This window comes from Kribbella sp. CA-245084 (assembly GCF_050942355.1).
GTDB lineage: Bacteria > Actinomycetota > Actinomycetes > Propionibacteriales > Kribbellaceae > Kribbella.
Genome location: NZ_CP192053.1, coordinates 3,064,356 through 3,087,726 on the forward strand (window position 1 = coordinate 3,064,356; position 23,371 = coordinate 3,087,726).

Below are 23,371 nucleotides of genomic sequence, written 5' to 3' on the forward strand. Positions count from 1 at the left end.
CAAGGCCCCCCTCGATCAACCGCTCCGGCCGGTCCCAGGCCCCCCTCAGACCGTCCGTGGATGACGGTGCCCCCACCCCATCCATCCCTTGAATCGGGATGGATGGGGTAGTCGTTACACAGATTCCTGATATTCGTAAAAATTGCGCAAAGATGCGCGAGATAAGCCTTTCCGAGCGGACAAAGTTGTGCGGTTCAGGCGACGGAGGCCCACGCGAGGTGTGCCGCGCCGAGCAGGCCGGCGTTGTCCAGCTGAGCGGGCTCCACGGTCAGCTCCGCGACGAACGGCAGCTGCGCCAGCCGCTTCACCCACGCCTGCACCGGGTCGAACAGCACCGATCCAGCTTTCGCGACCCCTCCGCCGATCACGACCGTCGTCAGATCCACAGTGACCGCGGTCGCCACGATCCCGGCTGCCAGCGCCTGCGCGCCGTCGTCGAAGATCGCCAGCGCCAGCTCGTCACCGGCCGCAGCGTCAGCAGCCAGTACGGCGGCATCCACGGCCTCGTCCGTACGCCACCCGCGCCGCTTGGCCCGCGCAACCATCCGCGGCCCGCTCGCATAAGCCTCGACGCAGCCATAGGACCCGCAGGCGCACGACTCGCCGTCCTGGTCGACCACCACGTGGCCGATGTGCGCGGCGTTGCCTGACTGCCCGATCCACGGCTTGCCGTCGACGACCAGGCCGCCGCCGACGCCGGTCGAGACCACGATCCCGAGCAACGTGTCCGCGTCCCGGCCGGCACCGCTCCAGAACTCACCGAGCGCGAAGCAGTGTCCGTCCAGCCCGAGAGCCACGGGTACGTCGCCGGTCAGCGCCCGCACACGGTCGACCAAGGGAAAGTTGCGCCACCCGGCGATGTTCACGGGGGAGACCAGGCCGTGCTGCTGGTCGACCGGACCGGCGGAGCCGATGCCGACGGCCAGGGGAGTGACGTCGCCGCGGACGCTCTCGATCAGCTCACCGAGCGCGGCGAACACCTCGTCGGCGTCGCCGGGCGGGGTGGGGATCCGGTCGCCGGTGAGAATCGTGCCGTCCGCGGACACCAAAGCGGCGGCCATCTTCGTGCCGCCGATGTCGATTCCCAGCACGGTCTCCCGCGCCATCGCTTCGTCGTCGCTCATCGTCCCCCCGGTCAGGGCGGTCAGGTCGAGAGACAACGTTATCCGTAGTCGGCTCGAACAGACAGAGGTGAATGCAAGTAATCACGGTAAACCCGCAGGAAGACGGCAGTTAACTGCCATGACAGGTCCTGACAACGATGCCCCTCCGGGCGTCGAAAGGCGGCTAATTATTAGCTGTCGGTGACGGGGTGGCGCGCGAACCCCGCGGCAGGAGAGGGTTGGGGGATGAGTGATCAACTGGATCGGGACGCCGCCGGCTCGCTGGTTGTCGGCTTCAGCGGGACGACTGCCACCGACGAGCTCCGGCGAGCCGTCGCCGCTGGGCTCGGGGCGGTCATCCTGTTCACGCGTAACGTCGCGAGCGCCGAGCAGGTGGCCGCGTTGACGGCCTCGCTACGGGCGGAGCGCCCGGATCTGATCGTTGCGATCGATCACGAAGGCGGAGAGTTCAGCCACCTCGCCCCGGCGAACCCGTGGCCGCTCGCCTCACCGCGCCTGCTCGGCGACCTGGACGACGTCGATCTGACCCGGGCCTCGGCCCGCGACGCCGCCGCGACGCTCGCTGCCCTCGGCATCGACCTGATGCTCGCCCCGTCGGTCGACGTGAACAGCAACCCCGCGAACCCGATCATCTCCACCCGCTCCTTCGGACGTACTGCGGACGTCGTCTCGCGGCACGGCGTCGCCTTCGTCGAGGGCGTCCACGAGGCCGGCATCGCCGCCTGTCCCAAGCACTTCCCGGGACACGGTGACGTGGCGGTCGACTCGCACTCGGACCTCCCGCGCGTCGACCGCTCGATCGAGGAGGTCAAGGCGGTCGAGCTCGCCCCGTTCCGGGCGACCATCGCCGCGGGCGCCGACGTCGTGATGAGCGCGCACATCGTGTTCTCGGCGTACGACGACCAGCCGGCCACGCTCTCGCACCGGGTGCTGACCGGGCTGCTCCGTGAGGAGCTCGGCTTCACCGGAGTCATCACCACCGATGCGCTCGAGATGCAGGCGATCACCAAGAACCGCTCGATCGAGGACGCCGCCGTCGCGTCGATCGCCGCCGGCGCCGACCTGGCGATGATCGCCGTAGGTACCGCGGACGCGCAGGCGCTGATCGCCCGCGTGGCCGATGCTGTGCGCACTGGCACCCTCCCGGCTGAGCGCGTCGCCGACGCCGCCGCCCGGGTCCGCGCGCTCGCCGCCTCTCTCGGCCAGCGCACCCGGCAGTCGGGTCTCGACGGTGCTCCGATCCGTGAGGTTGCCGCCCGCGTGGTGGCCAACCAGACGTTCCCCGCATTCGGCCCCACGCCGTACGTCATCGATCTCACCCAAGGCCTGCACCCGGCCTGGAACCCGTACTTCTCCGGCCTCCCGGAGATCTTCACCCGCGTCGCTCCCGGCGTGGACGGCGTCGTACTCCGTGGCCGGCACCGCGACACCGACGCGACCGAGCCCGAGAACGACTCGATCGCCGAGGCAGCCCGAGCGGCGGAGGGCCGCCCGCTGGTGATCGCGATCCAGGACGCCGGCCGCACGCCGTGGATGCGCGAAGCCCTCACCCAACTGGTTCAAGGCCACCCGGACGATATCTTCGTCCTCTGCACCGGCATCCCCGAGGACCGGTCCGTCGTCCCGGCCGGGATCCCGTCGGCGACCACCTCCGGCCGCAACCTCGTCGTCCTGGAAGCCGTCGCCGGCCAACTCACCCGCACGCAGTAGCACGCCGTCAGATGTGCAGCTCGACAGGAGGTGTCGGGCGGGTTCGGTGTCCGACACGCTCAGCGCACGGCCGACCGGGCCGCAGAAAGCCGACACATCCTGTCGAGCTGCACGGCGGCTAGCTGGGACGGGAGCCGAGCTCCAGGTCAAGAGCGTGCTGCTCGACGTAGTTGAGGGCGTGGCGGACGGCGCCCACGGACACGATCGCGTCGCCGAGGGACGAGACGGCGACGCGTGGCGGCGTACTGGTGTAGCCGGCCAACTGCTTCTCGAGGTCGGGCAGCAGCGCGGCGGCGGCCTCGGCGACCGCGCCGCCGAGGACCACGAGCTCGGGGTTGAACAGGATGCCGACGGTGGCGATCACCCGCGCGGTCCGGCCGGCGATGTCCTGAAGGATGCCTAGGGCCACTTCATCGCCGTCGGCGGCGGCGCTGAACACCTGCTCGGCGGTCACCTCGCCGGCGTCGGCCAGCTTGCGCAGCGACGTCTCGACGGACGGGTCGGCGACGGCCGCCGTACCGTTCTCGCGCGCGATCCGGGCGATGCCGTGGGTGTCGCCCACACCCTCGATCAGCTTGAGGAACACCATCTCGCCGGCGCCGCCGCGGCTCCCGTGGAGGAGCCGCCCGGAGTCCATCAGCCCGGACCCGAACCGCTCACCCGCCAGCAGTACGACGAGGTCGTCGACGTTACGCGCCTCGCCGCGCCAGTGCTCGCCGAGGGTGGCCAGGTTCGCGTCGTTCTCCAGCAGGACCGGCCAGCCGTGCAGCTCGGTCAGCCGCTTCGCCAGGTCTCCGTCGAAGCGCCGCCAGAACTCGTCGTCGACCAGGATCTTCCCCTCCCGGTCGACCGGCGCCGCGACGCCGACGCCTGCCACCAGCACCTCGTCGTTCGACACGCCGGCGGACGCGAGCGCCTCGATCACCGTCTCGTGCACGATCTCGGTCCGCTCGCCGGGCGTCTTCACGTCCGCCGCGGACCGCCCGGCCTTGGCGACGGTCTCGCCGCGCAGGTCCGAGACCAGCACGGTCGTCTTCGAGGCGCCGATGTCGATGCCGAGCACGTGCCCCGCGCGGTTGTTGTACTCGAACCGCCGCGACGGACGGCCGACCGACGTACGGCCCGGGTCGAGCTCGACCACCCAGCCCATCGAGATCAGGTCGTTGCAGACAGCGTGCACAGTCGCCCGCGTGAGGCCGGTGGCCTCGATCAGGCCGGTGCCTGTCATCACCCGCGCACGGGTGAGCACGCCCAGTACCTTGCCCGCGTTCACCCGGCGCAACATCGTCGGGGTGGCCGTCGGCGGGGTCGCCGGTGGTTTCGCCATGCTCCGCCTCTCGAGAAATAGCCACTTGACCTGCCGTCCTACCGACCGCAGAATACATGCAGATTCTAAATTTAGAGCCTATATATAAACACCGGGTTACCAACAGATTCCGAGTGAGGCGAATCGTGACGAGTCCGCAGACGACCCAAACGGCCCCGACGACTCAGGCCGACTGGTGGCGGCAGGCTGTCGTCTATCAGATCTACCCGCGCAGCTTCGCCGACGCCAACGGTGACGGCGTCGGGGACCTGCCGGGCATCATCAGTCGAGTCCCGTACCTGGTGGCGCTGGGGATCGACGCGGTCTGGCTGAGCCCGTTCTACCCGTCCGCGCTGGCCGACGGCGGGTACGACGTCGACGACTACCGCAACGTCGACCCGCGGCTCGGGACCCTGGACGACTTCGACCAGCTGATCGGCGCACTGCACGCCGCGGGCATCAAGCTGATCGTCGACATCGTCCCGAACCACACCTCCGACCGGCACGAATGGTTCGTCGAGGCGCTCGAGGCGGCCAAGGGTGAGCCGGCCCGCGAGCGGTACATCTTCAGGGACGGCGAGGGAGATCAACCGCCGTCGGACTGGGACTCGGTGTTCGGCGGTTCGGCCTGGGCGAAGACCGACGACGGCCAGTGGTACCTGCACATGTTCGCCGCCGAGCAGCCGGACCTGAACTGGCAGCACCCGGAGGTGCGCGCGGACTTCCTGGAGACGCTGAAGTTCTGGTCGGACCGTGGTGTCGACGGCTTCCGCGTCGACGTCGCGCACGCGCTGGTGAAGGACCTGTCCGAGCCGTTCCCGTCGAAGGCCTCGATGCCGCGGCAGTCGGAGTCCAACGGCAAGCACCCGCTCTGGGACCAGGACGGCGTTCACGAGATCTACCGCGACTGGCGCAACCTGCTGAACACCTACGACCCGCCGAAGTCCGCGGTCGCGGAGGCGTTCGTACCGGCCGCTCGCCGGGCCCGGTATGCGAGCGCCGACGGGCTCGGTCAGGCGTTCAACTTCGACCTGCTGCAGGCCGACTTCGAGTACGAGAAGTTCCGCAAGGTGATCGAGGAGAACCTCGCGCTCGCGGAGGAGAACGGCTCGTCGTCGACCTGGGTGTTCTCGAACCACGACGTCGTCCGGCACGCCACGCGGTACGGCCTGCCGAAGAACCCGAAGGGCGGCTGGCAGGACGGTAAGGACTGGCTGCTCAGCAACGGCACCGAGCCGACCGTCGACGTCGCGCTCGGCCTGCGCCGGGCCCGCGCCGCCACGCTGCTGATGCTCGCGCTGCCGGGATCGGCGTACCTGTATCAGGGGGAGGAGCTCGGTCTGCAGGAGGTCGGCGAGCTGCCGGCCGCGAACCTGCAGGACCCGGCGTACTTCCGCTCGAAGGGCGCCGAGAAGGGCCGTGACGGCTGCCGGGTGCCGATCCCGTGGACCGTCGAGGGACTGTCGTTCGGCTTCGGTCCGGGCGGGTCCCACCTGGTGCAGCCGAAGTGGTTCGGGGCGTACTCCGTCCAGGCGCAGGACGGCGACCAGGAGTCGACGCTGAGCCTGTACCGCAAGGCCCTCGCCGTACGGCGGGGTCTGCGCACCGGCAACTCGCTGACCTGGGTCGACGCGACGGACTGGGTCCTGCACTTCACCCGCGACGGCGGCTGGCAGTGCATCACGAACTTCGGCGCGGCTCCGGTCGAGCTGCCCGACGCCGCTGTCGTGCTGTCCAGCGGTCCGCTCGAGGGCGACAAGCTGCCGAGCGACACAACTGCCTGGCTCATCTAGGGCATGGCTCCAAGACTCGTCCCGGTCAAGCCGTCGGCCCCTGTCGGCGGCCCTCCCCCTGTGACTGGGACGACCCGCCGGCGAGGGCGACGTGGTGGATGCGGCGGGGCGGTCGCACCGCCGCGCCCGGACCGGCGGAACTGGTTGTGGCGGGGGCACCGGGCGGCTGCCCCCGTCACAATCCAGCGAATGTCAGGATAAGCGCGTGACGACGCTTGCTGATGTGATCGCGGTTCTCGATCGGCTCTACAACCCGGCCTGGGCGGAGACCTGGGATGCGGTCGGCCTGGTGGCCGGGGATCCGGAGCAAGAGGTACGCCGGGTGTTGTTCGCGGTGGATCCGATGCGCGAGGTGGTCGACGAGGCGATCGAGGGCGGGTTCGACCTGCTTGTCACGCATCATCCGTTGTTGCTGCGCGGTGTGAACAGTGTCGCGACGACCACGCCGAAGGGCCGGGTCATCAACGACCTGATCCGCGGCGGCGTCGCGCTCCATGTTTGTCACACCAACGCCGACAACGCCAACCCGGGAGTGAGCGACGCGCTCGCCGCCGCGATAGGGCTGCGGGACACGCGGCCGTTGAAGGCGATGCCCGCCGACCCGATGGACAAGGTGGTCGTGTTCGTCCCGGTCGAGGAGACGCAGGCGATGCTGGACGCGCTGGCGAAGGCCGGTGCCGGGCAGATCGGCGACTACGAGCGGGCCGCGTGGAGCGGTGCCGGCGAGGGGACGTTCCGGCCGCTCGAAGGTGCGAACCCGACGATCGGCAGCGTCGGCGAGATCGAGGTCGTTCCGGAGAACCGCGTCGAGATGATCCTGCCGCGGCGCAAGCGCCGAGCGGTGGTCGAGGCTCTGATCGCGGCGCATTCGTACGAGGAACCGGCGTACGACATCTATGAGCTGGCGCAGCAGCCGAGTGAGCGCGGCGGCGGGCGGATCGGCGTACTCGCGGAGCCGTTGCCGTTGGCCGACTTCGCCCGGCTGGTCGCGGAGAGCCTGCCGCGGACCGAGCACGGCGTCCGGGTTTCCGGGGATCCGGAGCGGATGATCGAGACCGTCGCGGTGGTCGGGGGAGCGGGCGATTCGGAGTTCGATCGGGTCCGATCCGCGGGCGTCGACGCGTACCTGACGGCGGACCTCCGCCACCATCCCGCCACCGAGGCGCGGGCGTACGGCGACCCGGCGCTGGTCGACGTCGCGCACTGGGCCAGTGAGTGGCCGTGGCTGGCGGATGCGGAGCGGCTCCTGCTCGCTGGGCTGGCGGCACAAGGCAGTACCGTGGACACTCACATCTCAACGCTCTGCACGGACGCATGGACCCTGCGAATCTGAGCGCGCCGCCACACTTCTGAAGGAGCCGACTCTGAACGCCGAGCCCGCCGTCCAACGCCGGTTGCTGGACCTGCAGGATCTGGACCTGCAGCTGGATCAGGTCGCGCACAAGCGCGCGTCGTTGCCCGAGCACCAGGCGCTCAAGGACCTGACGGGCGAGAAGTCCGTGGTCGACCGCGAACTGGTCACCGCCGACACCGAGGTCAGTGACCTGCAGCGCGAGCAGAAGAAGGCCGACAGCGACGTCGAGCAGGTCCGCCAGCGCCGCGCGCGCAACCAGCAACGGCTCGACTCCGGCCAGGTCACCTCGCCGCGCGACCTGGAGAACCTGCAGCACGAGATCGGTTCGCTCGACCGCCGGATCTCCGACCTGGAGGACTCCGAGCTCGAGGTGATGGAGAAGCTCGAGGCCGCCGAGGTCGTGCAGGCCGACCTGCGGACCCGCGCCGAGGCGTTCGCCGGCCGTCAGTCCGAGCTGGAGACCACTCGCGACGGAGCGCTCAAGGAGCTCGACGAGCAGCGCGCACAGCTCGGCGACAAGCGCACGGCCGTCGCCGCGGAGCTGCCCGAGACCCTGATCGCCCAGTACCAGCGGCTGCGCGAGCACAACGGCGGCATCGGCGCCGCGGCCCTCGTCGGCAAGCGCTGCATGGGCTGCCGGATGGAGCTCGCCCCGTCCGACCTCAACGCGATCAAGGCGGCCCCGCCGGACGCCGTACTGCGGTGTGAAGAGTGCGGCCGCATCCTCGTCCGTGCGTCGGAGAGCTCGGTATGACCTATACGCACGTCATCGTCGAAGCTGACGGTGGATCGCGGGGCAATCCGGGACCGGCGGCGTACGGCGCTCTCGTGCGCGACCCGGCGACCGGCCAGGTGATCGCACAGCAGGGGAGGACGCTCGGCATCGCGACCAACAACGTCGCGGAGTACTCCGGACTCGTCGCCGGGCTCCAGCTCGCCGCGGAGTACGCGCCGGATGCCTCGATCGAGGTGCGGATGGATTCGAAGCTGGTCATCGAGCAGATGGCCGGTCGCTGGAAGATCAAGCACCCGGACCTGAAGCCGCTGGCGATCAAGGCGCAGGGCCTCGCGCCGTTCGGCACCGAGTGGACCTGGGTGCCGCGCGCGCAGAACTCGGCCGCCGATGCGCTCGCCAACAACGCGCTCGACGGCGTGGACATCCCGCTGACACCCGCGCCGGCCGCGTCGAAGCCCGCCGTGGCGCGGGAGCCGTCGGATCTGCAGAAGGCGTTGCAGGGTTGGGGTGCGCAGGCCGAGCCGCCGACGCAGCTGATCTTCCTTCGGCACGGCGAGACGCCGCACACCGTTGAGAAGCGGTTCTCCGGTGCCGGCGGCGACGACCCGGCGTTGAGCGACACCGGTCGTGCGCAAGCGGTGGCTGCAGCGGAGTACCTGTCGCGGATCGGCGGGGTCGACGCGATCGTGACGTCGCCGATGGTGCGTGCCCGGCAGACGGCCGATGCGGTGGCGAGCAAGCTCGGGCTCGAGCCGATCGTCGACAACGGCTGGATCGAGTGCTCGTTCGGCGACTGGGACGGGCACACGTTCGCCGAAGTACAGCAGAAGTGGCCGGACGCGCTGAATGCCTGGCTGGACTCGACTTCGGTGGCCCCGCCTGGCGGCGAGTCGTTCGATGCGTGTGCGCGGCGGGCGCGGTCTGCGCGGGACGGACTGCTGGCCCGGCACCCCGGCAAGACCGTGGTCGTGGTCACGCACGTGACGCCGATCAAGCTGATGGTCCGATCGGTGCTCCAGGCCCCGATGTCGTCGATGTTCCGGATGGAACTGCGCCCGGCAACCCTGACCGAGATCCACTGGTACGCCGACGGCCTCGCGTCACTCCGCTCCTTCAACGTGCAACCGTCGCTAGTCTGACCCCATGCCGCTGCAGAGAGTTCATTTCGCCGAGGATGTTCCGGAGGTGTTCCGGGCGTCGTTGCAGGACATTCGTCGGGAGCAGGAGGTTCCGGCCGACTTCCCGCCTGAGGTGACTGCTGCGGCCGTGGCAGCGGCGGCGAGCGTACGGCTGCCGGAGCTCGATCGGACGGACATCGAGTTCGTCACGATCGATCCGCCGGACTCGATGGACCTCGACCAGGCGCTGCACATCGAGCGGACCGGCAACGGCTACACCGTGTACTACGCGATCGCCGATGTCGCCGCGTTCGTCCAGGCCGGCGACCCGATCGACGTCGAGGCTCGCAAGCGCGGCGAGACGCTGTACGCGCCGGACAAGCGCACGCCGCTGCACCCGCCGGAGCTGTCCGAGGGCGAGGCATCGTTGCTGCCCGACCAGGTCCGACCCGCTCTGCTCTACACGATCGCGGTCGACGCTCGTGGTGAAGGCACCGGTGTCGTGTGCGAGCGTGCGCTGGTGAAGTCGCGGGCCAAGCTCAACTACGCCGGCGTACAGAAGGACCTCGACGCGGGTACGGCGTCCGAGTCGTTGCAGCTGCTCCGCGAAGTCGGGAAGCTCCGCGAGGAACGCGAGCTGGAACGCGGCGGCGTCAACCTGCCGATCCCGGACCAGGAGGTCGTCACCTCCAACCACGGCTGGGGTCTGGAGTTCCGCGCCCCGCTCCCGGTCGAGGGCTGGAACGCACAGATCTCGCTGCTGACCGGCATGGCCGCCGCGCAGCTGATGATGAAGGGCAAGATCGGCATCCTGCGCACGCTGCCCGAATCGCACGACGACCTCCGGCGCAAGCTCGGCAACACCGCCAAGGCGCTGGGACTCGTTTGGCCGGACGAAACGACGTACGCCGAATTCATCCACGGGCTCGATCCGAAGGTGCCTGCGCACGCGGCGATGCTCGCGGCCTGCACGGTGCTGTTCCGCGGCGCCGGGTACGTGGCGTTCGCGGGGAGCGTGCCGGCGTCGCCGCAGCATGCCGCGATGAAAGCGGAGTACTCGCATGTCACCGCGCCGCTGCGTCGGCTGGTGGACCGCTGGACCGGGGAGATCTGCGTCGCGCTCTCGGCGGGTACTGAGGTGCCGGCCTGGGTGCGCGAGTCGATGGACGAGATTCCGAAGATGATGGACGACGCGGATCGGCGGGCGCACGCGTACGAGCGGTCGATCGTCAGCATGGTCGAGGCGGGGCTGGTCGCGGATCAGGTCGGGTCCGAGTTCGACGGCGTGATCACCGATGTCGACGAGCGGGACAAGAACCGCGGCATCGTCGCATTGTCGGCGGTTGCGATCGAGGGCCGCGTCACCGGTACTGCGTTGCCGCTCGGCAAGGAGGTCCGCGTCAAGCTCGTCGAGGCCGACATCGCCAAGCGGACCGTCTCCTTCGAGCTAGTCGGCTAGGTAGCCCTCCAGCGCGGCAGTCGTTCGCTCGAGGTCGCCCGTCGCGAGCAGGTCGATCAACGCCCCACGGAGCATCGCAAGTACGCCGGTACGCCGGGCCGCGGACTGGACGGCATCCGGATCGGGCTGTGTTGCCTTGAGCAACTCGAGCCAGTCGTCGACCGTGGAGCGCGCGAAGTCCGCCCACGGACCCTCAGGTGCGACGAGCGAGCGCCCGTACGCCTCGACCCAGAAAGTCATCAACGGCCGCCTCTCCGCAGCGGACATCCACGTCCACAACTCGCGCGCGACGACGTCGAGCCCGGGCGGTACGTCGTGCTGGTCCTGGATCCGCCGTAGAAGGTCGAGCTCGTCGGCACGGGCGCGGGCAAGGAGCGCCCGGATCAGGCCGTCCTTGCTGTCGAACAGGAACAGCAGCACGCGCGGGCTGGATCCGATCGCGGTCGCGAGCGGGCGCAGCGACAGGTCGGCCAGCCCGTGGGTGAGCGAGTAGGCGTACGCACGCTCGAGCAGTTCCTGCTGTCGCGCGGACGGGCCATCTTTTGAGATTGGCACTGTCTTCGTCGTCGGCACCAGGCTAGTATCGCTTACTGAAACAGTCGTGTCAGTAGATCGGGTGGACGAATGATCAGAAAGCTGGGGCAGCCGGGCGATCTCGGCTGGGTGGTGCAGGCGCACGCGGAGATTTACGCGGCGGAGTACGGCTGGAGTGCGCAGTACGAGGTGCTGATCGCGCAGATCGTGTCGGCGTACGCGTCCGATCACGACGACGAGCGCGAGGCGGCGTGGATCGCCGAGGTGGACGGGGAGCGGGCCGGGAGCATCTTCTGCGTCCGCGGGCCGGACGAGACGACGGCGCAGCTGCGGCTCCTGCTGGTGACACCTGCGGCGCGCGGGCTGAAACTCGGCGCGGCGTTGGTCGATACCTGCTTGGAGTTTGCCCGTGGCGCCGGTTACAAGCGCATGGTGTTGTGGACGAACGATCCGTTGGTTGCCGCGCGCCACATCTACCTGTCACGCGGCTTCCGGCTGACGGCCACCGAGCCGCACGAGATGTGGGGTGACTCGTTGGTTGGTCAGACCTACGAGTTGGATCTCTAGCTCCGGCAGGCGGGAGCGCCCGGTGACGCGGTCTTGTAGATCGCGTGCGACAGGAAGGTGTTGAGGTACCCGTTCGTGACGGTGAGGGCGTGGCGCGGGCCGACGCTGCCGAGCGGCAGGAATTTCCTGAGCGGGTAAGCCAGGTAGTAGACGCCGTAGTCGGTGAAGTTGAAGTGCCGGCTGCCGGGGACCGTCGCACACCAGGACGTCTCGTTGCTTGCCTTGAGCAACGACAGTGCGCGGTTGCGGTCCGTGTCGTTCTTGGCGTCCGGGCCGCACACGCTGGTGATGCACGAGTCGTCCGCGCCGAGCAGCATGATCGGCGCCTTGACCCCCTTCGTCACCACGTCACCGAACTGGCTGCCGTCCAGGTCGACCGCGGCCGCACAGCGTTGGTCCTGCCGGCATGCTTCGAGCGATGCCGCTCCGCCGAACGAGTGGCCGACGTACGACGGCCCGACCGAGGAATCGACGGAGCCCGGGAGCTGCTTCGAGACCATGCCGGCCGCGAACCGCGCATCGGCGGCCCAGACGGTGACGAGGTGGTCGCCGACCTGTTGCGAGCTCTCGCTGCTGTCGCCGAGGTTCGACGGGTTCGCTTCAGGTTTGCTCTCGACGGCCTGTCCGCCGAGGACGGTGAGGTTCGCGCTGTACGTCGGTGTGACGCCCGCGACCAGGTACCCGTGACTCGCCAGATCCTCCGCGATAGCGGCGTACATCGGGGCGGACAGGCCCATGCCCGGCATCAGTACGACGACCGGGAAGCGGCCGGGTGCGACGGCGACCCGGTCGAGCGCGCGGTCCTGGAGGGTGTCGAACGGTCCTTGGAAGACCGAGATCGGTGACTTGAGGTGCAGGCCGTTCCACTGACCCGGGGCGTACTGGACGCGGCGGCCGGTGGTCTCCTTCGCGACCGGGTACCAGAGCCAGACGGCGAGCTTCCGCGGGCCGTTCGCGTACGGGTCGCGGCGTGGCGTGTCGGTCCACTCGAACGTCCGCCGGCCGACCTGGTAGTTCCCGGTCGGCTCCGGCAGCGATACCGGTTCGGACCGCTGGACGAGCACCCAACCGACGTACCCGGCGCCACCGAGCAGAACGATCAGCAGCAGGATCACGATCCCGGTCCGCATCCGTCTCCGCATGGCTCCAGTTTCTCATCGCCTGCGGGTCGAAACGGACTCCGACCCACGCGCACCGCGGTACGCGTGGGTCGGCAGTCCCAGCTGTCAGCTAACGGATTGGATGATCACGTCCCCGGAACCGATGAGGACGTTCGCGTCCGTCCGGACCTCCACGTTGCCGTAGAGAACCCGCCCGGCAGCGGGGGCCGCTGTCGGCGTCACTGTCGCCGGCGTGGTCCACGATGCGCCTGCTGCCCGCAGCGCGTTGGCGTCCGTCACCGCGATCGTGCCGTACGCCGGGTTGGCCAGAACGTCGCGGTAGTTGTACGTCGTCGTCCCCGCCGGCACGGCGAACCCGTCGACGAGGATGACCCAGACACCTACTGCCGGGTTGTTCACCGTGACTGCCTCCACGGCTGTACTGCCCGCACTCTGCGCGGCCAGCACGCAGGTTCCGCTCGTGCAGTTGTACGCGAACAGATCGAGGTCGGCATTGAGATCACTCGTACCGCCGATCGCGGCCTTGAGCGACGTCGTGCCCGGCGTCACGTTCACCTGGAACTGTTGCTGGGCGCCGTCGGCGATCGTCGGGGTGGCCAGCTTCGCGCTGCCCAGTGCGGTCCCGACAGCTCTACCGGTGAACGGACCCTGCAGGTTCGTCATCGTGTACGAGCGGCTGATCGGCTGCCCGAGCGTGCCGCTGGCGATGACGTCGGGGTTCGGCGAGACCGACGCCCCGAGCAGCGATGCCGTCAGCGTGTACGGCGTGTTCAGGAGGTCCGACGTACGCCGGGCCTCGACGGTGATCTCCCACACGCCGGGCAGCGGGTTGCTGACCGTACGGCTCAGCGGATCCGTACACGACCCGCCGGGGACCGGTGGGCTGTAGCAGTACAGGCTGTTGGTCTCGGCGTCCTCGCTGGGAAGGCCGTACGGGCTGAAGCGCAGGAATCGCGCCTGGCCGGTGCCGGCCGTCGCATTCGGACCGGTCAGGTCCACCTTGAGTGCGGTGACGCCGGCGGGCACCCGGAAGAAGTAGCTCGTGGTCTGGTTGCGACCGATCTTCCCGGAGATCGTCTTGGACGGCGTCGCCGTCGACAGTTCGTTCGGCACCACGATCGTGTTCAGGGTCTGGAACTCGATACCCGGTGAACTGGTGTCGTCGAACTGCAGCAGTGCCGAGTGCGCGCCGACGGACTTGGCCTTGACCAGGACCGGCAGCGAGACGTCGGTGTTCAGCGGCAGCATGACATTGCCGGCGGTGACGAAGGTGCCGTCGCCGCTGAGCCACGACAGCTTGTACTTCACGTTGCCGGCCGCTCCGGAGGTACGCCGCAATGTGTAGGTGCGGGTGTACTGCGTACCGAGGACGACGCCCTCACGGTCGTTGATGCCGATGCCGATACCAGGCGTCGCGAGGAAGCCGGACAGCGCCGTACTGACCGGAACCTTCGCGCTGATGGTGTCGGTCCGCGGGAGCTTCTGCAGCAAGTTCCACGCGGCGTTGACGTTGGCCAGGCCGTTGCCCTGCTCGTAGGCGCTGTAGTCGGTCAGGAACCGTGCCGACGAGAACAGCGACTTGCGTAGTTGCGCGGGCGTGACCGTGAGGCCGTTCGCCTTTGCGGCGCTGAGCAGGAGTGCGCCCGCGCCGGCCATCTGCGGCGACGCCATCGACGTACCTTGGAACATGCCGTAGCCCGGTGGCAGCGTGTACGTGCCGACGACCGGTTGCCCAGGTTGCCACGTCGGGACGGCCGATATCGCCGAGCCCGGTGCGACGATCTCCGGCTTGAGCGCGCCGTCCTCGGCCGGGCCGCGGGACGAGAACGGGTGCAGGTTCTCGGCCGGACCGGTCTTCGAGCCGTAGTTCGCCAGCCAGCTCGCGCTGGTGATGTACGAGCCGACGGCCACGACCTTCGTCGCGACGGCGGGGTCGCCCATGGTGTTCATGCCCGGGCCGCTGTTACCGGCCGAGAAGAACATCTGGACGCCGTAGGTGTCGATCAGCGAGTTGTACAGCTGGGCGCGGGCGTTGTTGCCGTCGTTCAGCGCCGGCAGGCCGCCGATCGACATGTTGATCGCGTCCACGTGTGCCTGGGTGACCGCGTAGATCATGCCCTCGAGCAGCGCGTGGTTCGTGCAGCCCGCGATGAACAGGCAGACCCGGACCGAGACCAGCTTCGCACCCGGTGCGGCGCCGCTCATCTTTCCGCCGAGCAGCTTGTTGCCGGCCACGATGCCCGCGACATGCGAACCGTGTGCGCCGGAGACGATGCCGATGTTCACCACGTTGTCAGCCGGGTCGGTCTGCACGACGAACGGCATCGACTCGTTGATCGGTGTGGCCGGGTTGTCGGTCCCGAAGGTGCCGATGTCGTAGTTGACCTTGTAGTCGGTCATGGGCTTGTCGTCGGCAAAGGTTTTGTTCTGGTTGGCGTCCACCCAGACGGTGTTGCTCGCCTGGTCCCACGCGACACCGAACGTGCCGACCGAGCCTGCCGGGTTGCCGTCGCGGTTGACGTCGTTGCCGAGCTCGCCGCCCAGGCGTGGGTCGCGCTCGTTGAAGACACCGAACTTGACCGTGCCGGCGCCCGCGGGCGCGGTGTAATCGGCCGGCAGGGATCCGTTCATCTGGACCCAGGTCGGGTCGTTGTCGGCGTTCGTGCTGCCGACGAACGTCGGGTCGGTGTAGGTGACCCAGTCGACGATCTTGCGCTCGCCGGTCGAGGTCGTGTTGAGCGCCGGGTGGCTCAGGTCGACCCCGGTGTCGAGGATGCCGACGGTGGTGCCGCGGCCGTCCCAGGTCGGGTGCTGGTTGACGAACTGCGCCGAACCGATGTCACCCGTCGGCATGTACGGGTTGACCCGCGGAGTCGTTGCCTTCGGCGGCGACTGCGGGGTCGGATCCACGGTGCCTTCCGGCCGCGGGTCCTCCAGCGGGATCACGTCGTCGACGTCCGCCGCTTTGACGCCCAGGACGTTCGCGACGTCCTCGGCCTTGTCGATGCTGATCTTGACGCGCAGGTACCCGATCGAGTCGGTGCGCTTCTCGACGGTTCCGCCGAGTTTCGCGACCTGCTTCGCGACCTCGTTGCTCTGGCCCTTCTCGGCGGCGACCAGCAGGGTGACCGTCTTCTGGCCCTTGGTGCGTGCCTTCTGCAACAACACCTTGTCGCTGTAGCCGAGATCCTTCTTCGGCCTCGGCGGATCTGCCGCGGCCGGTGTTACCCCGATCAGCGCGCCGACCAGCACGGTCGACAGCGCGAGAACCCCGAATTTCCTGGTTCGAGACAGCATTGTCCGAATCCCCTCCCCATGACCCCGTACGCATGACTCGTTACAAGCTCGTGGACCCCCGGAAGCACGGTCGCACCAAATCCCGTTCATCGCCAGACCTCAACCCCACTCAAATTTCCTTGCCGCTGGGTGTCGAGTTCGCTTGGCCGGCTCCGACGTCGCCGGTGAATCCCATGTCGAGGAGGCTGGAATGAACGTGCCCGAGGTCGTGTCCCGGGAGGACTGGCTCGCCGCGCGGGTCGCGCTGCTGGCGGAGGAGAAGGCATTCACGAAGCAGCGGGACGCGCTCAACACGCGGCGCCGCGAGCTGCCGATGGTGCTCGTCGACAAGCCGTACGCGTTCACGGGCGACGGCGGGCCCGCCGGAATGCTCGACCTGTTCGAGGGGCGGGACCAGCTGGTCGTGTACCACATCATGTACCAGCCTGAGTGGGATGCGGCGTGCCCGAGTTGCACCGGTTTCGTCGACGACATCGGGTCTCAGGCCGGGCTGCACGGCGCGAACACCACCTTCGCGCTGGTGTCGCGGGCGCCGTACGAGAAGCTCGCGGCGTACAAGGCCGACCGCGGGTGGGAGTACCCGTGGTACTCGTCGTACGGGAGCGACTTCAACTACGACTACCACGTGACGCTGGACGAGTCGGTCATGCCGTTCTCGTACAACTACCGCTCGAAGGCCGACTGGGACCTCCGCCCCGAAGCCGGCTTCATCCAGACGGCCCAGCCCTTCGACCTCCACGGCCTGAGCTGCTTCCTCCGGGTCGGCGAGCAGGCCTACCACACCTACTCGACCTACGGCCGAGGCCCCGACGCCATGACCTTCACCGTAACCGCGCTGGACATGACGGCCCTGGGCCGCCAAGAACCCTGGGAAAAGCCCGCCGGCCGCTCCGTCGAACCGGACGACAACCACTGCCACTGACAGCTGCGTTCGAGGGTGGGGGGAACGGGTCGGTCATGTAAGCCGGATTCTGTCTAGTGCGATCATCCATCTACGGTGACCGTTGCCGGGCACCTCCAGCGGCCTACCCGCGAGCTTGGGCGGGCCGCCCTCGAACGCTCGCGCGGACGCCGGTTGCCCGGCGCCCTTCTTGGCCTTGCTCCACGTGGGGTTTACCTAGCCTCCGCAGTCACCTGTGGAGCTGGTGGTCTCTTACACCACCGTTTCACCCTCACCCGCACTCCTACGAACCACGGGGTTCATCGGAGCCGCTGGCGGTCTGTTCTCTGTGGCACTGTCCCGCGGGTTACCCCGGGTGGGCGTTACCCACCACGCTGCCCTGTGGAGTCCGGACTTTCCTCGGCGTCCCGTAAGGACGACGCGATCGCCCGACCGACCCGTTCCGTCCCCTCAGGATACGGCCTCCTCGGACACCTCCGGCCACAGGCCGTCGGCACCGCGCTCGTACGGGCGTACGTCGACCACCGCGTCCAGGTTCAACGGCCCGTAGATGTGCGGGAAGCTCATCCCGGTCCCGTCCAGGTCCTCGTCGCACAGGGCGGACACCAGCCGCCCGGTGTCGATCACCAGCAGGCAGAGCGGCTGGTCCACGTCGTCGTACGCGAAGTTGGCCACCATCGCGACCTGGTCGGGCCGGGATGCGTGGATGAACGTGGCGCCGTCGTCGAGGCTCTTGCCGCGGGTCGACCACCGGTAGCAGCCGGCCTCGCGCGCAGCCTCCCACTGGTCCACGAACGCGATGTGCAGAATCGTCGCCATAAACCCAACGCTAGCGCTCGCCGCCGTGGATTAGGGTGCTCGACATGGCGAACGAGGAGCAGACGGAGACCGAAACCGAGACCAAGCCCGCGAAGCCGGTCGACGATCTGGTGACGTCGCAGCACACGATCACCGTCGACGGGCAGGAGCTTCGGTACACGGCGACGACCGGGCGGATCGTGCTCCGCGAGGAGGTGTACACCGACGGCAAGTTCGAGGGGCTGAAGCCGAAGGCCGAGGTGTTCCTCACGGCGTACACGCTCGACGACGCCGATGCCGCGGAGCGCCCGGTGACGTTCGCGTTCAACGGCGGGCCTGGGTCCTCGAGCATCTGGCTGCACCTCGGGCTCCTCGGCCCGCGTCGCGTGGTGTCCGGCGATGTGGGTGAGCTCGCGCCCCCGCCGTACTCGATCGTCGACAACGAGGAGACGCTGCTCAAGTACAGCGATGTCGTGTTCATCGACCCGGTGTCGACGGGGTTCTCGCGCGCGGTCGAGGGGGAGAAGCCGGGGGACTACCACGGGTTCACGCGCGACCTGGAGTCGGTCGGCGAGGTGATCCGGCTGTGGACGTCGCGGAACGGGCGCTGGATGTCGCCGAAGTTCCTGGCCGGCGAGTCCTACGGTACGACGCGCGCGGCCGGCCTGTCCGCGCATCTGCAGCAGCGGTACGGGATGTACCTGAACGGCGTGATGCTGATCTCGGTCGTGCTGGAGTTCGGGTCGCTCGACTTCACGCCGGGCAACGACCTGCCGTACGCGCTGTTCCTCCCGACGTACGCCGCGATCGCGCACTACCACGGTCTCGTGCCGGACCAGACGCTCGAGGAACTGCTCGCGGACGCGGAACGGTTCGCGGCCGGGCGGTACCCGAATGCGCTTGCCCAGGGCAACCGGATCCCGGCGGACTACCGCGCCGAGGTCGTCACCCGGCTGGCCGCGCTGACCGGCCTCAGCGAGGACTACATCGACCGCGTCAACCTGCGGATCGAGCACATGCGCTTCTTCGGCGAGCTGCTGCGCTCCCGACGCCAGACGGTCGGCCGCATCGATGGACGCTTCACCGGCTGGAACGCGGACTACGGCTCGGAGACGCCGGAGCGCGACCCATCGATGAACGCGATCACCGGTCCGTACGCCGCGGCGCTCAACCACTACGTCCGCGTCGAGCTCGGCTACGAGAACGACCTGCCGTACGAGGTGCTGAACATGGACGCGGCGAAGAACTGGTCGTTCAAGGAGTTCGAGGGCCAGCAGATCATGGTCGCCGACAAGCTCGCCGAGGCGATGCGCGTCAACCCGCACCTGAAGGTGTACGTCGCCTCCGGGCACTACGACGGCGCGACGCCGTACTTCGCCACCGAGCACACGCTGGCGCGCCTGCAGATCCCCGCGGAGCTGACCGCCAACATCGAAACGAAGTACTACCCGGCCGGCCACATGATGTACGTCCACGAAGACTCCCGCATCCAGCAAGCCGCCGACCTCGGCACCTTCATCGGCGCCGCCTCCAACCGATGATCCTCACCCGCCACCGCCGCCAAGGCATCGCCAAGCTCCTGCTCAACCAGTGCTCCGACGCGACGGTCGCCCTACGCGTCCAGGACGACAACGCTCCCGCACTCGCCCTCTACCGCAGCGCAGGCTTCCGAAGCGTTGCCGGCAGCAACTAGGGTCTATCCGCCCTGCCCCAGCATGGCGGCGCAGGATACGAGGGTCGCCGCGATCATCAGGACCCAAACGAGGTAGGCAAGTATCGTCGCGGATAGCGCGAGCGCCCGGCCGGTGGTCTGGAGCCGCGCCGCGCGGGCGCAGCGCACCGCGGCGGCGCTGACCAGCACTGCAGGAACGACCTGAAGTACGAGGCCCCAGGCATCGAACGACGGATCTGAGAACGCCAACGCGAACATTGCATTACTCGCGGCCCAGAGCACCAGCGGTGTCGACAGAGCCAGCACGATGGCCGCCGGAGCAGCCGCCCGCGCCCACCTCACCGGTTCACCGGCTGGGCCGGCCACGAGGTTGCTGCGCAAACGGCTCGCCGCGGCCCACGCCGCAACACCAAACGCGAGCAATGCGAGGAGCGACAACAGAGCTGCGTTGTCCCAGTGGTACGAATCTGTCAGCGGCTGATCTTCATCCGGCTTGGACGTGCAGGCCGCGCCGAGCAGCACCATCGCCACGCTCGCGAGCCCGATACGCTCCAGCCGCCCCCACACCACGGAAGCCTCCTCGCCCCTACCGCCAGTAAAGAACGCGAGACCACACCTGTACAGGTGCAGTGTTCAGCCGGGGTAGATGCGGAAGCCGCTGAAGGTTCGGTGGTCGAAGGACGAGTAGAACGCCGAGGCGGTGTCGGTGACGAGGTCTATGCGTTGGGCGCCGGTCAGGGGAGCGGCGTACTTCAGCAGCGAACGACCGATGCCTTGGCGGCGGTGGTTGGGGTGGACGGCCATTTGGGAGAGGTGGGCTTGGATGTGGCCGTCGCTTTGGAGGTAGGCGAAGCCGATGACCTGTTCGCCGTCGAGGGCGACGACCGTTGTCACGCCGGGCGCGGTGAGGACGGCGTGGGCGCGCGCGGGATCAGCGGGAAGGCTCGGCCAGTCTTCTGCTGTGCAGATCGCGAGGATGCCGGGGAGGTGGGCCTCGACGTACTGCGTGATGGTCACGGCAGGGTGAGTACTTCGGCGCCGGTGTCGGTGACTACCAGCGTGTGTTCGAACTGGGCGGTGCGCGACTTGTCCTTGGTGGTGGCGGTCCAGCCGTCTTCCCACAGGTCGTACTCGTACGTGCCCAGGGTCAGCATCGGCTCGATCGTAAACGTCATGCCGGGCTCGATGACGTCGTCGAAGCGTTCGTCGTCGTAGTGGGGGATGATCAGGCCGGAGTGGAACGACGTGGAGATGCCGTGGCCGGTGAAGTCGCGGACGACGCCGTACCCGAAGCGCTTGGCGTAGGACTCGATCACGCGGCCGATGATGCTGACCTGCCGACCGGGCTTGACCGCCTTGATGCCGCGGTTCAGCGCCTCCAGCGTGCGCTCGACCAGCAGCCGGGTCTCCTCGTCGACATCGCCGACCAGGAACGTCGCGTTGGTGTCACCGTGCACGCCGTCGAGGAACGCCGTGATGTCGACGTTGACGATGTCGCCGTTCTCCAGCGGACGATCGTCCGGGATGCCGTGGCAGATGACCTCGTTGACCGACGTGCACAGCGACTTCGGGTAGCCGCGGTAGCCGAGCGTCGACGGGTACGCGTCGCGCTCGACCAGGTACTCGTGGCCGACCGCGTCCAGCTCGTCGGTCGTCACACCCGGCTTCGCCGCCGCACCGACCGCCTGCAACGCCTGCGCGGCCAGCTTGCTCGCGACCCGCATCTTCTCGATCAGCTCGGGCGACGTCACGTACGAACCGTCGAACGGCGTCGGCGCCGGCTTGTCGACGTACTCCGGGCGCGGGATGGAGGCGGGAACGGCGCGGCGCGGCGAGATCTGGCCGGGAGTGAGGATCGACATGGTGAGATCATTCTATTCAGCTGCGACAAGACTCCCAGGAGGTGGTCATCCAGATGAGCGACGATCACAGCAACGAGTGGTACTACAACACCAAGACCGGCAAGGTCGAGCCGTACTCCGGTGCGAAGGCGGGCGACCGGCTGGGCCCGTACAGCTCCCCGGAGGAAGCCGCCCGCGCACTCGAGAAGGCCCAGGAACGCAACGAGGCCTGGGAGAACGACCCGAAGTGGGACGACGACTGAGAACGTCGTACCGACCACATGCCGAGGGGCACCACCGAACCCGGTGGTGCCCCTCAGGTGTGTAGCGGACGTCGCGCGAAGGCGTACGTCCGGATCAGCGGGCTACCCGCTTGGCCGCGGTCTTACGCGCCGGGGCCTTCTTCGCTGCGGTCTTCCGGACCGCGGTCTTCTTCGCCGCGACGCGCTTCGCGGGCGCCTTCTTGGCAGCGGCCTTCACCGGTGCCTTCTTGGCGGCAACCTTCTTCGCGGCGGTAGCGCGCTTCACCGGCGCCTTCTTCGCCACCGTCTTCCGCGCGACGGTCTTCTTCGCCGTCGTCGTCTTCTTGGCGGCGGTCGTGCGCTTGGCCGTCGTCTTCTTCGCTGCCGTCGTCTTCTTGGCAGCAGTCGCGCGCTTCGCCGGCGCCTTCTTCGCAACGGTCTTGCGGGCCGTGACCTTCTTCGCCGGGGCCTTCTTCGCGACGGCCTTCTTGGCGGTGGTGGTCCTCTTGGCCGGCGCCTTCTTCGCCACCGTCTTCTTAGCGGCGGTCTTCTTGGCCGCACTCACCTTCTTCGTCGCTGTCTTCTTTGCTGCGCTGACCTTGCGCGCGGTTGTCGTCCGCTTCGCCGGGGCCTTCTTCGCGACAGTCTTCTTGGCGGGAGAAGCCTTTTTGGCTGTCGCCTTCCCTGCGGCTGCCTTCTTGGCTGGCACTCTGCCTCCTTGGTGCGGCTGAGGAAAACCACGGTGGATTCCTCGTCGTCATGATGATGACAACACTTGTGCGCCACGTAAAGCACCCGAAACGTCTACAGGTTAAGGCGAACTGGCGGCAAAGAGCGGCGTAAATGCCGAAAATCCTTGTGCAGAAGGGATTCCGCCGTGCCGTGAGCATGCCGGATAGGCTCAAGAATTTCTTGGCGACACGCGGCAGAATCTGCCGCGAAGTGCCCCGATCGGCGAGTGTTGTCCTCGGCAACGTCCTGCGAAGGTGAGGTGCAACGACGACATGTTCAGCGCGTACGACGACCTCCGCAACACTGTCGAACTGCCCCGCGAAGTACGTCGTGTGGTCAGCATCGTGCCGTCGTTGACGGAGTCGATCGCGGTCATGCATCCGTCGTTGATCGTTGGTGCGACCGACTGGTGTACGCATCCCGCGGACCTCGACGTCGCACGTGTTCGCGGTACCAAGAATCCCGATGTCGATCGCATCCGCGAACTCGCACCGGACGTCGTGGTCGCGAACGCCGAAGAGAATCGCGCCGTCGATCTCGACGCGTTGCGCGAGCGCGGAATCGCGGTCTGGGTGACGGCGCCGGCAACAGTGCCCGAATCACTCGACTCACTCGAACGCATGCTGTCCGCGATCACCGGCGACGTGCCGTCGTGGGTGCACGAAGCGCGAGCGGTCTGGACCACGTCGTACGACGGAATGCGCCGGCGGGCCGTGATACCGATCTGGCGGCGGCCGTGGATGGCGTTGGGACGGGACACGTTCGCGGGCGATCTACTCTCCCGGATCGGTATCGACAACGTCCTCCGAAAAGAATCCGGCGAGCGTTATCCAAGGTTCGACCCGGACGCGTTACCCGAGTACGACATCGTCGTACTCCCGGACGAGCCTTATGCCTTTTCACCGGCTGACGGCCCGGAGGCGTTCGCGAAACCCGCACGCTGTATCTCCGGCCGGCATCTCACCTGGTACGGCCCGTCGCTGGTCGAAGCGCGCGAAATCCTGACCGGACAGCTGGCGTGATGTCCGCCACGAGCCGTCCCGGCAGCTAGACGGTTAGGTATGCC

The 23,371-nt window shown here is 68.2% G+C and carries 22 protein-coding genes and 1 other RNA gene; 12 read left to right on the forward strand and 11 right to left on the reverse strand.

Annotated elements, in window-relative coordinates; translation table 11 throughout:
* Positions 1 to 194: 194 nt before the first annotated feature.
* A complete protein-coding gene (locus ACQPYH_RS14790; protein WP_432891445.1) occupies positions 195 to 1,124 on the reverse strand; it encodes an ROK family protein in 930 nt (309 codons plus the stop codon).
* A gap of 225 nt (positions 1,125 to 1,349) precedes the next feature.
* Between ACQPYH_RS14790 and nagZ the strand changes: the two genes are divergently transcribed.
* Positions 1,350 to 2,834 carry a beta-N-acetylhexosaminidase gene (nagZ, locus tag ACQPYH_RS14795; RefSeq protein ID WP_432891447.1) on the forward strand — a complete coding sequence of 495 codons (1,485 nt, stop codon included), beginning with the start codon at positions 1,350 to 1,352 and terminating at the stop codon, positions 2,832 to 2,834.
* A gap of 118 nt (positions 2,835 to 2,952) precedes the next feature.
* Here nagZ and ACQPYH_RS14800 read toward each other — a convergent pair whose 3' ends face one another.
* Positions 2,953 to 4,161 carry an ROK family transcriptional regulator gene (locus ACQPYH_RS14800; protein ID WP_432891450.1) on the reverse strand — a complete coding sequence of 403 codons (1,209 nt, stop codon included), beginning with the start codon at positions 4,159 to 4,161 and terminating at the stop codon, positions 2,953 to 2,955.
* 125 nt (positions 4,162 to 4,286) lie between these two features.
* On the opposite strand from ACQPYH_RS14800, the gene ACQPYH_RS14805 reads away from it, so the two are divergent.
* From ACQPYH_RS14805 to ACQPYH_RS14825, 5 genes are all read left to right on the forward strand, one after another.
* Complete coding sequence (locus ACQPYH_RS14805) at positions 4,287 to 5,933, forward strand: glycoside hydrolase family 13 protein (protein WP_432891453.1); 1,647 nt, start codon at positions 4,287 to 4,289, stop codon at positions 5,931 to 5,933.
* 205 nt (positions 5,934 to 6,138) lie between these two features.
* The gene (locus tag ACQPYH_RS14810; protein WP_432891456.1) at positions 6,139 to 7,266 is read left to right on the forward strand and encodes a Nif3-like dinuclear metal center hexameric protein; all 1,128 of its coding nucleotides are present in this window, start codon (positions 6,139 to 6,141) and stop codon (positions 7,264 to 7,266) included.
* Between the two features lie 61 nt (positions 7,267 to 7,327).
* Positions 7,328 to 8,041 (forward strand): zinc ribbon domain-containing protein, encoded by a 714-nt coding sequence (locus ACQPYH_RS14815; RefSeq protein WP_432891458.1) that lies wholly within the window; start codon positions 7,328 to 7,330, stop codon positions 8,039 to 8,041.
* On the forward strand, positions 8,038 to 9,162 hold the full coding sequence (locus tag ACQPYH_RS14820; RefSeq protein ID WP_432891461.1) for a bifunctional RNase H/acid phosphatase: 1,125 nt from the start codon (positions 8,038 to 8,040) through the stop codon (positions 9,160 to 9,162). Before ACQPYH_RS14815 ends, ACQPYH_RS14820 begins: the two co-directional genes overlap by 4 nt.
* Positions 9,163 to 9,166: 4 nt before the next feature.
* Positions 9,167 to 10,600 (forward strand): RNB domain-containing ribonuclease, encoded by a 1,434-nt coding sequence (locus ACQPYH_RS14825; RefSeq protein WP_432891464.1) that lies wholly within the window; start codon positions 9,167 to 9,169, stop codon positions 10,598 to 10,600.
* Here ACQPYH_RS14825 and ACQPYH_RS14830 read toward each other — a convergent pair.
* Positions 10,589 to 11,173, reverse strand: coding sequence for a TetR/AcrR family transcriptional regulator (locus ACQPYH_RS14830; RefSeq protein ID WP_432891467.1), 585 nt, complete (start codon positions 11,171 to 11,173; stop codon positions 10,589 to 10,591). The genes ACQPYH_RS14825 and ACQPYH_RS14830 overlap by 12 nt on opposite strands.
* Positions 11,174 to 11,224: 51 nt before the next feature.
* Here ACQPYH_RS14830 and ACQPYH_RS14835 point away from each other — a divergent pair, with 51 nt between their 5' ends.
* Positions 11,225 to 11,701: a GNAT family N-acetyltransferase gene (locus ACQPYH_RS14835; protein WP_432891469.1), complete on the forward strand. Its 477-nt coding sequence runs from the start codon at positions 11,225 to 11,227 to the stop codon at positions 11,699 to 11,701.
* Here the strand turns inward: ACQPYH_RS14835 and ACQPYH_RS14840 are convergent.
* A complete protein-coding gene (locus ACQPYH_RS14840) occupies positions 11,698 to 12,843 on the reverse strand; it encodes a hypothetical protein (protein WP_432891472.1) in 1,146 nt (381 codons plus the stop codon). The genes ACQPYH_RS14835 and ACQPYH_RS14840 overlap by 4 nt on opposite strands.
* An 84-nt stretch (positions 12,844 to 12,927) precedes the next feature.
* A complete protein-coding gene (locus ACQPYH_RS14845; protein ID WP_432891475.1) occupies positions 12,928 to 16,119 on the reverse strand; it encodes a S8 family serine peptidase in 3,192 nt (1,063 codons plus the stop codon).
* Between the two features lie 190 nt (positions 16,120 to 16,309).
* On the opposite strand from ACQPYH_RS14845, the gene ACQPYH_RS14850 reads away from it, so the two are divergent.
* A complete protein-coding gene (locus tag ACQPYH_RS14850) occupies positions 16,310 to 17,041 on the forward strand; it encodes a DUF899 domain-containing protein (protein WP_432891478.1) in 732 nt (243 codons plus the stop codon).
* Positions 17,042 to 17,062: 21 nt separating this feature from the next.
* On the opposite strand, the gene rnpB is transcribed toward ACQPYH_RS14850, so the two are convergent.
* An RNA gene (gene rnpB, locus ACQPYH_RS14855) (RNase P RNA component class A) lies at positions 17,063 to 17,460 on the reverse strand.
* Between the two features lie 10 nt (positions 17,461 to 17,470).
* A complete protein-coding gene (locus tag ACQPYH_RS14860; protein WP_432891481.1) occupies positions 17,471 to 17,839 on the reverse strand; it encodes a DUF952 domain-containing protein in 369 nt (122 codons plus the stop codon).
* Between the two features lie 44 nt (positions 17,840 to 17,883).
* Here ACQPYH_RS14860 and ACQPYH_RS14865 point away from each other — a divergent pair, with 44 nt between their 5' ends.
* Positions 17,884 to 19,359, forward strand: coding sequence for a S10 family peptidase (locus ACQPYH_RS14865; protein ID WP_432891484.1), 1,476 nt, complete (start codon positions 17,884 to 17,886; stop codon positions 19,357 to 19,359).
* Positions 19,356 to 19,511, forward strand: coding sequence for a GNAT family N-acetyltransferase (locus ACQPYH_RS14870; RefSeq protein ID WP_432891487.1), 156 nt, complete (start codon positions 19,356 to 19,358; stop codon positions 19,509 to 19,511). The genes ACQPYH_RS14865 and ACQPYH_RS14870 overlap by 4 nt, the downstream gene beginning before the upstream one ends.
* Positions 19,512 to 19,514: 3 nt before the next feature.
* Here ACQPYH_RS14870 and ACQPYH_RS14875 read toward each other — a convergent pair whose 3' ends face one another.
* From ACQPYH_RS14875 to map, 3 genes are all read right to left on the reverse strand, one after another.
* On the reverse strand, positions 19,515 to 20,060 hold the full coding sequence (locus ACQPYH_RS14875; protein ID WP_432891490.1) for a hypothetical protein: 546 nt from the start codon (positions 20,058 to 20,060) through the stop codon (positions 19,515 to 19,517).
* 63 nt (positions 20,061 to 20,123) lie between these two features.
* Entirely contained in the window at positions 20,124 to 20,507 is a 384-nt protein-coding gene (locus ACQPYH_RS14880) for a GNAT family N-acetyltransferase (protein ID WP_432891492.1), read from the reverse strand.
* The gene (gene map / locus ACQPYH_RS14885) at positions 20,504 to 21,352 is read right to left on the reverse strand and encodes a type I methionyl aminopeptidase (protein WP_432891494.1); all 849 of its coding nucleotides are present in this window, start codon (positions 21,350 to 21,352) and stop codon (positions 20,504 to 20,506) included. Before map ends, ACQPYH_RS14880 begins: the two co-directional genes overlap by 4 nt.
* Positions 21,353 to 21,405: 53 nt before the next feature.
* Between map and ACQPYH_RS14890 the strand changes: the two genes are divergently transcribed.
* Positions 21,406 to 21,594, forward strand: coding sequence for a hypothetical protein (locus ACQPYH_RS14890; protein WP_432891497.1), 189 nt, complete (start codon positions 21,406 to 21,408; stop codon positions 21,592 to 21,594).
* A 94-nt stretch (positions 21,595 to 21,688) separates the two neighbouring features.
* Here the strand turns inward: ACQPYH_RS14890 and ACQPYH_RS14895 are convergent, their stop codons facing one another.
* Positions 21,689 to 22,282, reverse strand: coding sequence for a histone H1 (locus ACQPYH_RS14895; RefSeq protein ID WP_432891500.1), 594 nt, complete (start codon positions 22,280 to 22,282; stop codon positions 21,689 to 21,691).
* A gap of 277 nt (positions 22,283 to 22,559) precedes the next feature.
* On the opposite strand from ACQPYH_RS14895, the gene ACQPYH_RS14900 reads away from it, so the two are divergent.
* The gene (locus ACQPYH_RS14900) at positions 22,560 to 23,327 is read left to right on the forward strand and encodes a helical backbone metal receptor (protein WP_432891503.1); all 768 of its coding nucleotides are present in this window, start codon (positions 22,560 to 22,562) and stop codon (positions 23,325 to 23,327) included.
* Positions 23,328 to 23,371: the final 44 nt, after the last annotated feature.